The sequence below is a fragment of the Bacillus sp. 1780r2a1 genome, assembly GCA_024134725.1.
GTDB classification, from domain to species: Bacteria; Bacillota; Bacilli; order Bacillales; family Bacillaceae_H; genus Priestia; species Priestia aryabhattai_A.
In genome coordinates, this window is record CP099863.1 from 517,891 (window position 1) to 530,838 (window position 12,948).

16 protein-coding genes are annotated in these 12,948 nt (G+C 37.8%); 11 read left to right on the forward strand and 5 right to left on the reverse strand.

The genetic code is table 11. The features are described from left to right. Nucleotide 1 precedes the first annotated feature (1 nt). The 3 genes from NIZ91_02715 to recX all read left to right on the forward strand — a co-directional run bounded on the left by NIZ91_02715 (nt 2) and on the right by recX (nt 3,150). Nucleotides 2–907: a carbohydrate ABC transporter permease gene (locus tag NIZ91_02715; GenBank protein ID USY55617.1), complete on the forward strand. Its 906-nt coding sequence runs from the start codon at nt 2–4 to the stop codon at nt 905–907. A 12-nt stretch (nt 908–919) separates the two neighbouring features. Continuing rightward, a complete protein-coding gene (locus NIZ91_02720) occupies nt 920–2,257 on the forward strand; it encodes a GH1 family beta-glucosidase (protein USY55618.1) in 1,338 nt (445 codons plus the stop codon). A gap of 83 nt (nt 2,258–2,340) precedes the next feature. After that, nucleotides 2,341–3,150 carry a recombination regulator RecX gene (gene recX / locus NIZ91_02725; protein USY55619.1) on the forward strand — a complete coding sequence of 270 codons (810 nt, stop codon included), beginning with the start codon at nt 2,341–2,343 and terminating at the stop codon, nt 3,148–3,150. 31 nt (nt 3,151–3,181) lie between these two features. Here the strand turns inward: recX and NIZ91_02730 are convergent, their stop codons facing one another. Next, nucleotides 3,182–3,841, reverse strand: a complete 660-nt coding sequence (locus NIZ91_02730) for an SDR family NAD(P)-dependent oxidoreductase (GenBank protein ID USY55620.1) — start codon at nt 3,839–3,841, stop codon at nt 3,182–3,184. 81 nt (nt 3,842–3,922) lie between these two features. Here NIZ91_02730 and NIZ91_02735 point away from each other — a divergent pair, with 81 nt between their 5' ends. Further along, a complete protein-coding gene (locus NIZ91_02735; GenBank protein ID USY55621.1) occupies nt 3,923–4,243 on the forward strand; it encodes a YfhH family protein in 321 nt (106 codons plus the stop codon). 44 nt (nt 4,244–4,287) lie between these two features. Here NIZ91_02735 and NIZ91_02740 read toward each other — a convergent pair whose 3' ends face one another. Then, complete coding sequence (locus tag NIZ91_02740) at nt 4,288–4,446, reverse strand: small, acid-soluble spore protein K (protein USY55622.1); 159 nt, start codon at nt 4,444–4,446, stop codon at nt 4,288–4,290. A gap of 172 nt (nt 4,447–4,618) precedes the next feature. Here NIZ91_02740 and NIZ91_02745 point away from each other — a divergent pair, with 172 nt between their 5' ends. Further along, nucleotides 4,619–4,888, forward strand: a complete 270-nt coding sequence (locus NIZ91_02745; protein USY55623.1) for a YfhJ family protein — start codon at nt 4,619–4,621, stop codon at nt 4,886–4,888. 57 nt (nt 4,889–4,945) lie between these two features. Here NIZ91_02745 and NIZ91_02750 read toward each other — a convergent pair whose 3' ends face one another. Next, nucleotides 4,946–5,926, reverse strand: coding sequence for a metal-dependent hydrolase (locus NIZ91_02750; protein ID USY55624.1), 981 nt, complete (start codon nt 5,924–5,926; stop codon nt 4,946–4,948). A gap of 139 nt (nt 5,927–6,065) precedes the next feature. Between NIZ91_02750 and mutY the strand changes: the two genes are divergently transcribed. Next, on the forward strand, nt 6,066–7,160 hold the full coding sequence (gene mutY, locus NIZ91_02755; protein ID USY55625.1) for an A/G-specific adenine glycosylase: 1,095 nt from the start codon (nt 6,066–6,068) through the stop codon (nt 7,158–7,160). Nucleotides 7,161–7,203: 43 nt separating this feature from the next. Here mutY and NIZ91_02760 read toward each other — a convergent pair whose 3' ends face one another. Further along, nucleotides 7,204–7,428, reverse strand: coding sequence for a hypothetical protein (locus NIZ91_02760; GenBank protein USY55626.1), 225 nt, complete (start codon nt 7,426–7,428; stop codon nt 7,204–7,206). A gap of 148 nt (nt 7,429–7,576) precedes the next feature. On the opposite strand from NIZ91_02760, the gene fabL reads away from it, so the two are divergent. The 5 genes from fabL (at nt 7,577) to NIZ91_02785 (ending at nt 11,821) form a co-directional block, all read left to right on the forward strand. Then, nucleotides 7,577–8,326: an enoyl-[acyl-carrier-protein] reductase FabL gene (gene fabL, locus NIZ91_02765; GenBank protein ID USY55627.1), complete on the forward strand. Its 750-nt coding sequence runs from the start codon at nt 7,577–7,579 to the stop codon at nt 8,324–8,326. Nucleotides 8,327–8,398: 72 nt separating this feature from the next. Continuing rightward, complete coding sequence (locus NIZ91_02770; GenBank protein ID USY55628.1) at nt 8,399–8,575, forward strand: gamma-type small acid-soluble spore protein; 177 nt, start codon at nt 8,399–8,401, stop codon at nt 8,573–8,575. Nucleotides 8,576–8,815: 240 nt separating this feature from the next. Next, nucleotides 8,816–9,076 (forward strand): hypothetical protein, encoded by a 261-nt coding sequence (locus tag NIZ91_02775; GenBank protein ID USY55629.1) that lies wholly within the window; start codon nt 8,816–8,818, stop codon nt 9,074–9,076. A 303-nt stretch (nt 9,077–9,379) separates the two neighbouring features. Next, complete coding sequence (locus NIZ91_02780) at nt 9,380–9,913, forward strand: DUF402 domain-containing protein (protein USY55630.1); 534 nt, start codon at nt 9,380–9,382, stop codon at nt 9,911–9,913. A 159-nt stretch (nt 9,914–10,072) separates the two neighbouring features. Continuing rightward, on the forward strand, nt 10,073–11,821 hold the full coding sequence (locus NIZ91_02785) for an ABC transporter ATP-binding protein/permease (GenBank protein ID USY55631.1): 1,749 nt from the start codon (nt 10,073–10,075) through the stop codon (nt 11,819–11,821). A gap of 27 nt (nt 11,822–11,848) precedes the next feature. Here the strand turns inward: NIZ91_02785 and NIZ91_02790 are convergent, their stop codons facing one another. Further along, nucleotides 11,849–12,937, reverse strand: a complete 1,089-nt coding sequence (locus NIZ91_02790; GenBank protein USY55632.1) for an aromatic acid exporter family protein — start codon at nt 12,935–12,937, stop codon at nt 11,849–11,851. Between the last annotated feature and the right edge of the window lie 11 nt (nt 12,938–12,948).

The following is a 12,948-nucleotide window of genomic DNA, read 5'->3' on the forward strand; positions in this document are numbered from 1 at the left end:
AATGATAGAACGACCTGTGGTGAATAAAAGTAAGCAAAGTCAATCGTTAGAGACTAAGGTTTCAGTTAAAGCCCCCGGATCTGGAAAAGCAAAAGCAATCAAGTTGTTTATTTACGCAGCGCTTATCCTTTTAGCGGTCATTTGTTTTATTCCATTCTTTATGATGATGATTAATGCTACGCGATCAAATGAAGAAATCTTGACTGGATTTCAACTTCTTCCAGGCTCTTCATTAATGGAAAACTATGAAACGATGCTGCAATATATCAACATATGGACAGGATTTAAAAATAGCTTAATTATTTCAGTCCTTGTCACTGTGCTATCAGGATACTTCTCAGCTTTAACTGCTTATGGATTTGCTTTTTATACGTTTAAAGGGAAAAATTTCTTGTTTGTCTTCATGCTTGTCATGATGATGGTACCTGGACAGCTTGGTTTAATTGGCTTTTATGAGCTAAGTAAAAATCTTGGAATTCTAGATACGTTTATTCCACTCATTGTCCCGGCCGTTGCAAGCCCGTTTGTAGTGTTCTTTTTAAAACAATACATTCAAACGACGCTTCATCCGAGCTTAATTGAAGCATCACGAATTGATGGAGCGAGCGAGCTAACCATTTTTCATCGAGTAGCCATGCCGATCATGATGCCAGCAATTGCGACGATGTCTATCTTTACGTTCATTGGATCATGGAACAACTATATTACACCATTGGTTGTGTTATTCTCTCCAGAAAAGTTTACTTTACCAGTGCTCATGGGCTTTTTGAAAGGTTCTCAAGTTGCTCAGAACCTAGGTTCACTTTATTTAGGTATTGCGATATCTGTTGTACCAATTATGGTCGCATTTTTATTTCTATCAAAATACATTGTTAACAGCATTTCAGCAGGGTCTATTAAAGAATAGGGGGATTATCGGATGAAATTTCACAAAGGATTTACGTTTGGAACGGCAACATCTGCTTATCAAATTGAAGGGGCATATTTAGAAGACGGAAGAACAGCTTCTATCTGGGACGTGTTTTGTGATATACCAGGAAAAGTACATAAGGGGCATAACGGTAATGTAGCTTGTGACCACTATCACCGCTTTGAAGAAGATGTGGATCAAATTAAAAAGCTAGGAGTCGATACATACCGCTTTTCAATTTCTTGGCCACGAATTTTTCCAAAGAAAGGCGTGTTTAACAAGCAGGGAATGGAGTTCTACAAACGTTTGATTAAAAAACTACGTACAGAAAACATTAAGCCAGCCGTAACGCTTTATCATTGGGATTTGCCGGTGTGGGCCCATGAAGAAGGAGGATGGACGAATCGAGAATCTGTTCAATGGTTTATGGATTATGCACGCGTATGCTTCCAAGAATTAGATGCGGATATCGACTCTTGGATTACTCATAATGAGCCATGGTGCGCAGCTTTTCTCGGTTATCATCAAGGTGTTCATGCACCAGGGCATCAAAACATGGAAGAAGCACTAAAAGCAGCTCATCATATTTTAGTATCTCATGGTCAAGCCGTACGCGTGTTAAAAGAAGAAATACAATCAAATACACCGATTGGAATTACGCTAAATTTATCACCTGTATATGGGAATACAAGCTCTTTAAATGATCAGCTAGCGGCAAATAATGCAGATGGCTATTCAAACAGATGGTTTTTGGACCCAGTTTTTAAAGGACAGTACCCTGTTGATATGATGAATGTTTTTTCAAAATACGTTCACTCCTATGATTTTATCCAAGCTGGTGATTTAGATATAATTTCAATTCCGTGCGACTTTTTTGGAATTAATTTCTATAGCCGTGCGCTAGTTGAGTTTAACGCGGCTTCTGATTTTATGTACCAAGGAGCATATTCTGACTATCCAAAAACAGGGATGGGCTGGGATATCTCACCGAAAGAGTTTAAAGATTTAATCCATCGCTTACGAAAAGAGTACACCGACCTTCCAATTTATATTACGGAAAATGGAGCGGCGTTTGATGATGTTGTCGAAAATGGCCGCGTTCATGATGCAGGCCGTGTGGAGTACGTGGAGCAACATTTGCAGGCTGTACATGAACTTAATGAAGAAGGAATGGGCATTGAAGGTTATTATTTATGGTCATTAATGGATAACTTTGAATGGAGCTTTGGCTACGATAAACGATTTGGAATCCTCTATGTAGACTTTGACTCTCAAGAGCGAATCTGGAAAGATAGTGCATATCGCTATGCTGAAATTATTAAAAGTAATCGCAGCATCTTAATTTAAAAGCAACGGATACGTTCTTCTTGGTTCAGTATGATATGATGAGCCAAGAAGAATTTTTTTGTTAAATTGGATGAGGTGAAAAAATGACAGTTATTACGAAAATCACAACGCAAAAGAATAGCGCAGAGAGATTTAATGTTTATATAGATCAAGGAAAAGGCGAAGAATTTGCTTTTGGTGTTGATGCCAATGTTCTCATTCAGTATGACTTAAAAAAAGGACGAGTATTGGATGAATTTGAACTAGCAGAAATTCAATTTGCAGATGAGGAAAAGAAAGCTTATAACTTAGCGGTAACGTATCTATCGTATCGAATGCGCTCTGAAAAAGAGGTAAGAGATTATTTGAAGAAAAAAGAAGTAGGCGATATGATTGCTCAGCAGGTAATTCAAAGGTTACATTCTCACATGTATTTAAATGATGAAGAGTTTGCCAAAGCCTACGTGCTTACGCAGGTTAACACTACGCCAAAAGGGCCGAGCGTTATTAAACGAGAACTCCAAGAAAAGGGTATTCGATCAGATATCATTCACTCTACGCTTGAATACTTCTCAAAGGAAGAACAAATTGAAACAGTAATGAAACTCATTGCAAAGCTGAAGGGGAAATATAAAAAGTACTCAGAAGTAGTCATGAAGCAAAAAATTGAACAGTTTTTAGTGAACAAAGGCTATTCTTTTAACATTATTAACGAAGCCATGCAGCACGTAGATGTTGAGAAAGATAGTGATGAAGAATGGCAAGCTCTTACACAGCAAGGCATGAAGGCTCATCGTAAATACGCGAAGTATAGCGGCTGGGAGTATGAGCAAAAAATGAAGCAAAATCTTTACCGAAAAGGCTTTTCAATTGATCAAATTGAAGCGTTTATTTCATCCTTGAAAGAAGAATAAAGCCTTGCTGAGAGCAAGGCTTTTGTGGATGTTAGACCATAATGTCTTCCTTTGTCATGCGCTGGTTGAAAATAATGCTAGCTACTTCACTTGGATGTTTTAAGCGGCTTTTATCCGCGATATGATCACTGTTATCCCAAAAAGGTGTATCCATTCCTCCCATATAAGCAGCAGTACATGAAACAGAAGTATGTTCATATTCTACTTTTAAACTTTCAACAAATCCTCTTAGAGCAAATTTACTTGCGACATAAACAGATTCGTTTTTCTTACCTCGTAGACCCGCGGTTGAAATAATAGTTAAAATGGTGGCTTGTTCACGCGTTTGTAGATGAGGCAGTAGGGATTGTGTGAGATAGATTGTCCCTTTAACGTTTGTATTAATTACTTCATCAATCATCTCTTTTGTGTAGCTTGTAAGTGGCCCAAAATGTCCCATACCTGCGTTGTTAATTAAAACGTCAACGGAGTGCAAAGACAAAAGGTTATCCATCTTTTGTGTAAGCTCTTCGTAATTAGTCAAGTCCGCTGAAACAGTGGCAATGCAGCTTGTACCTAGCGCTTCTTGTGCTTTATTCAGTCTGTCTTCATTTCTTCCTAATAAAATGACCTGGTCGCCATTTTGGACATATAGCTTAGCAAGCTCGTTTCCAAGACCTGTTGCTCCACCCGTAATTAAGATTGTTTTCATGTAAGCGCCTCCTTATATTCCTCTCCTTTTAGTTATACCTTTTGTTATAATAAAAAGAAAGGAACAAAAGGGGGAAGCAGCGTGTCAGACAAAAGGTATAGTGAAATGAGTACGTATGAGATTCAGCAAGAGATTAGCGTGCTAAATGATAAAGCACGAAAAGCTGAACAATTAGGAATGATTAATGAATATGCCGTATTAGAAAGAAAAATCGTGATGGCTAAGTCGTACTTGTTGGATCCATCTTCATATAAACCTGGTGAAGTATATGAAATAGAAGGAGCTCCTGGTCAATATTTTAAGATTGATTACATGAATGGAGTATTTGCTTGGGGGTTCCGTTTAGGCTCATCTGACAAAGAAGAAGCATTACCAATCTCAATGCTTAAAAGCAATTCATAGAACAAAGCACGAATTGATGGTGATCAATTCGTGCTTTTATTTTGTTAGCCGTTCGTACGTTGGTTGGAGGCATGCATGCGCTCCTGTGGGTTTGTATTGATAGTACCGTCAGCACGTTTTGAAGCGAATTCAGCTTTAGCGCGCGGTTCGCCTTCTAATTTATTGTTTGATTGGTTTGGAAAGTTTTTTTCTTTATTACGCATTCAAGACCGCCCCTTTTACAAAAGAATTTGTTGTGTGTATGATATAGTAAGTCAGGGAAAGCTATACTTCCCTTGACTTAGTGTAAGTCAGGGAAAGCTATACTTCCCTTGACTTAGTGTAAGTCGAAACCAATCATTTACTCATAAATAATTTGGTAACAGAGGTGTTTGTATGGAAGATATTTTTGAAAGGCTCACCAATCAATTACTTGCAAAAAATGATACGCTTTCTTATGCACAAGCAAGAACGTGGGTTGAATTATTTTGGGAAGATTTCGAGTCAACGTATGCAAAAGCCGGCTATGAATATAAAGGAAAAGAAGCAGCTGAGCAGGTGGTTAAAATGTATATTAACCATTACGGGGATAAGCTTCATGAAGTGGCTGTTAAAAACCCAAAGTATAAGCATTTATTAAATAATGATGATTATTTAAAGCACTAATTTACAAATGAAAAGCCCCCTGGCTCTAGCTTAGGGGGCTTTAGGTGCTCGAATTGATTAGTGAGGAAGATAATCAAGCTTTTTACGAAGCTTCTTCTCACTGAAAATCCAGCCCGTATATGAACAAATAATATTTAAATCGTAATCAAGCTGAACAACTGCTACAAATGGATAGTAATCTTTGCTGCGATAGCGAAGGTCAATGAAGCGAACTTCAATATGATCGCTGTATTCGTCAACTTCCCAACGATAAATTGGAGAAAAGGATAAGAACGCAGCTAAGTTTTCATCTCGTTTAGCAACATCAATTACGTCAGACTCAGGAATGGGAACCTTTTTAAAGGTATCGTAAATAAAGATTTTTGGGCCAACTGCGCGTCCAACGTGAAAGCTTTCTTTTGTTGTGATGGCTAGATGCCAGTGCGTAAAGCGAATTGTTGGCGAGATATTCATTTTCACTACGTCCGGAAATTTCTGACGTATTTTCTTAGCGATTTGGTGTCGCATGTAAAAGCGCCACACGTAGTACAAAGCAATAATACTGTACATGGTAATAAAGGTTGGGCCAGGACTCATCCCTAAGAACCAAATTAAGATGGCAACAACATGGACAGAAAAGATAAAGTAATCAAACGTATTAATAACACCAAGCGCAATCCATTTATCAGTAAAAGGTCTTAAAGCTTGTGTGCCGTAAGCATTGAATACATCAACAAAAACGTGAATAATAACAGCTGCAAAGGTCCAAATCCATAAGTGGAATAAATTAGCGTTTGGAAAAAACAGCGAAACAATTACAATAATAAGCAAGGGCCAAAGCGCCACTGCCGGAATTGAATGCGTAATTCCACGGTGGTTTCGAATGTAGTGAGCATTATTTTTAAGTTTTAAAATTGTATCTAAATCAGGTGCTAATGAACCGGCAATGACGCCAATCATTACGGCTTCTGTGGTGACACTGCTTGATGCGACAACAGGATCTAAAGTAGCAAGTGCACCGATGGCGATTCCCATTGCAATATGTGTACCAGTATCCATTAAAGCAACCTCCTTATTTGCTTAACCTTACTTTTCAGATAGAAGCAAGTGTGTTTAGAGTATAACATGAATAGAAAAAGAACAACATTTCAATACAAATACATTGTATATGTATAGTTCATACCTCGGAGGATATAACGTGAAACAAAGTAAAGATATTGTGAAAGATTTTCAAATAGAACAATTTCAGCACGATCTTATCTCATGGTTTGAGACAGAACAGCGCATTTTACCATGGAGAAAAGATCAAGATCCTTATAAAGTATGGGTTTCTGAAATTATGCTACAACAAACCCGAGTTGATACAGTGATTCCATACTTTAATAATTTTATTGAGAAATTTCCAACGATTGTAGACTTAGCCTATGCGCCTGAAGACGATGTATTAAAAGCATGGGAAGGGCTAGGTTATTATTCACGAGCGCGAAATTTACAAGCAGCTGTCCGTGAAGTGCATGAACAATATGATGGAAAAGTGCCCAATACGCCGGATGAAATCTCGAAATTAAAGGGCGTAGGGCCCTATACCACTGGTGCTATCCTTAGTATTGCATATGGGGTACCTCAGCCGGCTGTTGATGGAAACGTTATGCGAGTATTATCCCGTATTTTATCAATTTGGGACGACATTGCAAAGCCAAAGACTCGTAAAATTTTTGAAGAGATCATTCATGAAATTATTTCAAAAGATAACCCGTCGTTTTTTAATCAGGGCTTAATGGAATTAGGCGCTATTGTATGTACGCCAACTTCTCCGTCCTGTCTTTTATGCCCTGTTCGTGAACATTGTCGAGCATTTGAGCAGGGTGTTCAGCAGGAGTTACCGGTTAAGTCAAAGAAAAAGCCACCAAGAACTGTGCAAATAGCAGCAGCTGTTATTACAGATGAACAAGGTAATTTCCTCATCCACAAGCGGCCTAATAAAGGTTTACTTGCAAACTTGTGGGAATTTCCCAATGTAGAAGTGGATCTTACCATTGGTCAAGAGCAAAACCAGCTTACATCCTTTATTGAAGCAAATTATGATATAGAAGTAATGCTAGATTCGCCATTTACTGTCATTCAGCATGTCTTCTCCCATATTGTGTGGAACATTAACGTATATAAAGGGGTGTTCACAGGGCATATTTCTAACCAGGATGATATAAAGTTAGTATCGGTTAAAGAAATAGAAGAATATGCGTTTCCAGTGTCTCATCAAAAAATTCTAAAGGAATATCATAAAATTAATTAATGAAAAGAGACTGTGGTTGTTCACAGTCTCTTTATGGTTGTGTTTAATCATATACTACGCTGGTAGAGTGCGTGTAATCAGCTTCATTTCGATGCAGACCGCCACGATTTTCAATTTCTTTTACAATTTGACGATGAATACCTTGGCCTTCAGTATTTAAATAAGGCATGATTTGCTGGAGGGAATGATGAAAATATGCGAGTTCGCTATCTCGCCATTCGGTCTTTGCCATCATTGATAATTCAGTCATATCACGACCTACGTACATGCTTCATCACCTTCTTATCATTAATTAAGCCTCGTTCTTGCATCATGCGCAAATGAATCTAGGCAGACTTATTTTTTCATCTCCCCTTGTTTCTTATACAGAAATATAAGTACAATATGAACAGAACGATACATAAGGAGTAGATATTATGGAACAAAAAGTAGCACTTGTAACAGGAAGCAGCCGTGGAATCGGAAAAGAAATTGCACTAAGACTTGCAAAGGATGGATATAATATCGTCTTAAACTATGCACGTAGTAAAAGCGCAGCATTAGAAGTAGCAGAAGAAGTAAAAGCACTTGGGCGTGAAGTGCTGGTTGTAAAAGCAAACGTGGGTAAAGTTGAAAAAATTAAAGAGATGTTTGAGCAAATTGATGAAGCGTTTGGACGCTTGGATGTATTTATTAGCAACGCAGCATCTGGTGTTTTACGACCTATAATGGAACTTGAAGAAACACATTGGGACTGGACGATGGATATTAACAGCAAAGGCTATTTATTCTGTGCACAAGAAGCGGCAAAAAGAATGGAAAAGGTCGGTGGAGGTAAAATTGTAACAATCAGTTCACTGGGCTCCATTCGCTATTTAGAAAACTACACAACAGTAGGAGTTTCAAAAGCTGCTGTTGAAGCACTAACTCGCTACCTTGCAGTCGAGCTAGCTCCGAAAAACATTATTGTGAATGCAGTATCTGGTGGAGCTGTTGATACTGAAGCGTTAAAACATTTTCCAAACCGTAATGAACTGTTGGATGATGCACGTCAACACACGCCGACAGGTCGTATGGTTGAACCGAATGATATGGTCGATGCGGTTCAATTTTTAGTATCGGATAAAGCCAATATGATTTGTGGTCAAACGCTTATCGTAGACGGCGGCCGTTCTTTATTAATGTAATGAGCTAAAATAAAAAAGAGTGTATATCGCTTTAATCACCTGGACATATTAATTTTTGTGGAGGTGATTACAATGGCAAAACAACCAAACAAAACAAACGCGCAACACGTAAAGCAACAAAACGCACAAGCTGCAAACAACCAATACGGTGCTGAGTTTGCTAGCGAAACAGATGCACAACACGTGAAGCAACAAAACGCACAAGCTGAAGCAAAGAAAAACCAAAACTCTGGTAAATACCAAGGTTAATGGTAAAGCGAAGCCAAGGTTCTTATGAAGGACCGTGGCTTCGCTTTTTAATTTGACAAAAGCTCTCGAAACTTTACATATCTCGTCAAAGGAATTAAAGGTGAAAGAACAGAATGTTAAAAGTGGACTTATACCTAAGAGCGTTCTAATTTCAATTTCAACAGATTCTGCTTTATAAATGTGTTACCTACCTGAAATGAAAGAAGTGAACGACCTGTTTACTATAAGGAGGATTAAGACATGGAGCAATTTACAAAATTAGTGTCTCAACAATTAGAAACGATGGACCAACTTTTGTTTTTACAATCAGAAATAGAACGCTGTCAACAAATTGAAGAAGAGCTCATTAAACTACAGGCAGAAGCAAAGCTGGATTGTATTCGCAACGAAATTAGCGAGATGAAGCAAAAGCTCAAAGAAATTCAGCAAACTTTCGAGGTACAAACAGAAGAGATTATCTCTTCATATAAAAAAGATTCCCACTATCCCGTATCTCGTTAAAGGAAAGCTGTACCTCTCTTTTTAAAGGATGTTTCCTTACTAAAAAGAGAGGTACAGCTTTTTTATTCAACAAGAACCATATCACATTTGTTTTAAAATAGAAGAGAAACCGTTATAATAAATAGGAGAGGACAAGGTATATACGAAACAAGGTCACTGTTTAAAAAGCAGATATGTTACCGCTTTGATAAGAGCATCAATGGTTTTAACTAACAGGAGTAATAACATATAAGAATAGGCTGTGACCACTTAAAAGCGTACGTGAGGTAATTGTGATAGTCAAAATGAAAGTAGGGAGTGGAGATGGGATTTCCAATGGAAGGAGAAACAATTCAAATACACAGTTATAAGCATGATGGCAAGCTGCATCGTGTGTGGGATCAGACGACGGTTTTAAAATCGACAAGTAGCCTGATGATTGGAGGAAACGATCGAACGGTCGTAACAGAGTCAGACGGTAGAACGTGGATTACAAGAGAGCCAGCCATCTGCTATTTCCATTCACAGTATTGGTTTAACGTGATTGGAATGATTCGTGAAGATGGCATTTATTATTATTGCAATATTAGTTCACCATTTACGCATGACGAAGAAGCGCTGAAGTACATTGACTATGATTTAGATATTAAAGTATACCCAGATATGACCTATACGCTTCTAGATGAAGATGAGTACGAAAAACATCGCAAAGAGATGAATTACCCAGAAGCGGTAGATCGTATTTTACATACTCATGTTGAGCATTTAAAGACCTGGATTCGCCAACGCAAGGGACCGTTTGCACCAGAGTTTATCGATACGTGGTATGAGCGTTTTTTAACATATCGACATGCATAAGCGCACGGATATAAGCGTCATTATAGGATCTAGAAATTTGACCTATATGATGCTTTTTTATGTTGAATAATGAAGTGTAAAAGCCGTATATGAAAGTGTACGGAATGTTACATTATAAAAGAAACTTAGTAGACATAGCTAAGAAGGAGGAGAGAACAAGTGGGAAGCATCAAGCGATATATGGAATTTGTAAAGCCATATAAGTGGCAAATTGTTGGAACAGTTTTAATTGGTGTGATAAAGTTTTCGATTCCACTATTAATCCCACTGCTGTTAAAATACGTACTTGACGATGTTATTGGTTCAGATACATTATCAGACAGTGAAAAAATAAAGCAGTTGTTGATGATCATGGGTGGTTCTTTCTTTGTCTTTTTAATTTTACGCCCTCCGGTTGAATATTATCGTCAATATTATGCGCAGTGGGTATCAAGTAAAGTATTGTATGATATTCGAAATCAACTGTTTGATCACATTCAAAAGCTTAGCCTTCGTTATTATTCTAATACGCGCGTAGGTGAAATCATCTCCCGTGTTATTAACGATGTAGAGCAAACGAAAAATTTCGTCATTACGGGTTTAATGAACGTTTGGCTTGATATGTTCACCATAGTGATTGCTATTATTATTATGTTTACAATGAATGTACAGCTAACGTTGGTATCTATCATTTTACTACCATTATACGCGCTATCCGTTAGATATTTTTATGGTAGGCTCCGTCAGTTAACTCGTGTACGCTCCCAAGCACTAGCTGAAGTACAAGGACATTTACATGAGCGGGTACAGGGGATTTCAGTTATTCGAAGCTTTGCGATTGAAAATCATGAACAAGCGCAGTTCGATGACCAGAACCGTAATTTTTTACAAAAAGCAATCGATCATACGAATTGGAATGCTAAGACATTTGCAGTGGTAAATACAATTACGGACTTAGCCCCATTAATTGTTATTGCATTTGCTGGTTATCAGGTTATTAACGGAAGTTTATCGATTGGTACCATGGTAGCGTTTATAGGTTATATTGACCGATTATATAATCCGCTGCGTCGACTTGTGAATTCGTCAACAACGTTAACACAATCCGTTGCTTCTATGGACCGAATGTTTGAATTTATTGATGAGCAGTATGATATTGTCGATTCACCCAATGCAAAAGATTCGCTAGAGATTAAGGGAGCAGTCAAGTTTAATAACGTTTCATTTGCGTATGAAGAAGATGAATATATCCTGCATGATATTAACTTGGATGTTGAACAAGGTAAATCCGTAGCGTTCGTAGGAATGAGTGGCGGCGGTAAGTCAACCATCATCAGTCTTATTCCACGCTTTTACGATGTATCTTCTGGAGAGATTTTAATTGATGGTGTAAACGTAAAAGATTATCAAACAAAAAATCTCCGTGATCAGATAGGAATTGTCTTGCAGGATACAGTACTATTTAGTGATACTATTCGCAACAATATTTTATTAGGAAAACCGGGTGCCACAGATGAAGACGTTGTAGCAGCTGCGAAAGCTGCTAACGCGCATGACTTTATCATGAAGTTGCCCCATGGTTATGATACGAAAGTGGGAGAAAGAGGAATGAAGCTTTCAGGCGGGCAAAAGCAACGGGTTTCCATTGCTCGCGTATTCTTGAAAAATCCACCGATTTTAATTTTTGATGAAGCCACATCTGCACTGGACTTAGAAAGCGAACATTATATTCAAGAAACCCTTGAAAAGCTTGCTAAGGAACGAACGACGTTTATCGTGGCGCATCGCTTGTCAACGATTACACATGTAGATGAAATTGTACTCGTTCAGGATGGAAAAGTAATCGAACAAGGCTCTCATGGAGAGCTAATGAAGAAAAAAGGATATTACTATGATTTGTTTACTGTACAGCAGTTGGGACAAAATTAAAAGCCAGGTAGGGATACCTGGCTTTTTTTAATCTTGTTCTCGCTCATGATTAATTTCAAGTGCATTGTCTTCCTTGTGGTAATTGTGGAAGCTATCGATTAAGCGGTCTAAATGCTCTAGCTCTTCACTGTATTCAATGATACTTGCGATGAGAGGGAATAAGTGATAAAGCATCTTATTATCTTCGTCATCTTCAAGAAGCTTATATTTCATAAATGCATCAATTAATGCGCGCTTTTTTGTATACGCTTCTGTTGGTACGGATGTTGTTAATTGAACTTTTAGTTTACCAATAAATTTTAACAGGGCCTGCTCGTGATACATCAGTAAGCATTCCATTTCAGATTTAATGAGGTTCTGAAACGACTGTGGCATGTGCTGAATATCATTTTCAAGACGATGCAACTGCTTTAATGTTTTAAGAGCATGGGATGTTGTTGTAATCATTTGGCGAAAAAGCACAAGTTTTCGAGACTTTACGAATACTTTTCTCTTTGAATACGTTCGCTCTTCTTTATAGAAATCAAAAAGTTGATTCGCTTTTGTTAGTTGATCTTTGATTTTCTCAATGTCTTCTTTTAAGAGCGTATATTCAGAAGCATGATAAATATTCATACGAATCCACTTAATAATTTCTTCAGTTGTACCAACGATTTTATAATAAAGCTTTGTTTCATACTTTGGTGGTAAAAAGATTAAGTTTACAATAAATGCTGAAAAGACACCTAATAAGACGGTTGCAAAGCGGATAACTGCAAACTGCACAAAATCATCGCTAGGGCTTTCCATAATAGCAATAACGGTTACCAGCGCAAGGCCAATTGTATTGCCGATTTTTAGCTTTAAATTAAGCGTAATTACCATAACAGCCGTTAAACCGATAATAAACGGATGTGTGCCGAATAAAAGTCCAAACCCAACTGCTAGTAACGCTCCGATGACATTAGCTTGAATTTGCTCTAACACTGTCAAATACGAGCGATAAATTGAAGGCTGAATAGCAAAAACTGCTGCGATTGCCGCGAATGTAGGTGATGGCAGATTGAGCAATTCAGCGACTAACAATGAAAGTGTAATGGCAATTCCCGTTTTTAAAATGCGGGCACCAAGTTTCATGCTTTCATAGT

What these genes read in the sequence shown, in the direction of transcription:
- NIZ91_02715 (USY55617.1), top strand. Translation starts at nt 2, where the DNA reads ATGATAGAACGACCTGTGGTGAATAAAAGTAAGCAAAGTCAATCGTTA.
- NIZ91_02720 (USY55618.1), top strand. Translation starts at nt 920, where the DNA reads ATGAAATTTCACAAAGGATTTACGTTTGGAACGGCAACATCTGCTTAT.
- recX (USY55619.1), top strand. Translation starts at nt 2,341, where the DNA reads ATGACAGTTATTACGAAAATCACAACGCAAAAGAATAGCGCAGAGAGA.
- NIZ91_02730 (USY55620.1), bottom strand. Translation starts at nt 3,841, where the DNA reads ATGAAAACAATCTTAATTACGGGTGGAGCAACAGGTCTTGGAAACGAG.
- NIZ91_02740 (USY55622.1), bottom strand. Translation starts at nt 4,446, where the DNA reads ATGCGTAATAAAGAAAAAAACTTTCCAAACCAATCAAACAATAAATTA.
- NIZ91_02745 (USY55623.1), top strand. Translation starts at nt 4,619, where the DNA reads ATGGAAGATATTTTTGAAAGGCTCACCAATCAATTACTTGCAAAAAAT.
- NIZ91_02750 (USY55624.1), bottom strand. Translation starts at nt 5,926, where the DNA reads ATGGATACTGGTACACATATTGCAATGGGAATCGCCATCGGTGCACTT.
- NIZ91_02760 (USY55626.1), bottom strand. Translation starts at nt 7,428, where the DNA reads ATGTACGTAGGTCGTGATATGACTGAATTATCAATGATGGCAAAGACC.
- fabL (USY55627.1), top strand. Translation starts at nt 7,577, where the DNA reads ATGGAACAAAAAGTAGCACTTGTAACAGGAAGCAGCCGTGGAATCGGA.
- NIZ91_02770 (USY55628.1), top strand. Translation starts at nt 8,399, where the DNA reads ATGGCAAAACAACCAAACAAAACAAACGCGCAACACGTAAAGCAACAA.
- NIZ91_02775 (USY55629.1), top strand. Translation starts at nt 8,816, where the DNA reads ATGGAGCAATTTACAAAATTAGTGTCTCAACAATTAGAAACGATGGAC.
- NIZ91_02780 (USY55630.1), top strand. Translation starts at nt 9,380, where the DNA reads ATGGGATTTCCAATGGAAGGAGAAACAATTCAAATACACAGTTATAAG.
- NIZ91_02790 (USY55632.1), bottom strand. Translation starts at nt 12,937, where the DNA reads ATGAAACTTGGTGCCCGCATTTTAAAAACGGGAATTGCCATTACACTT.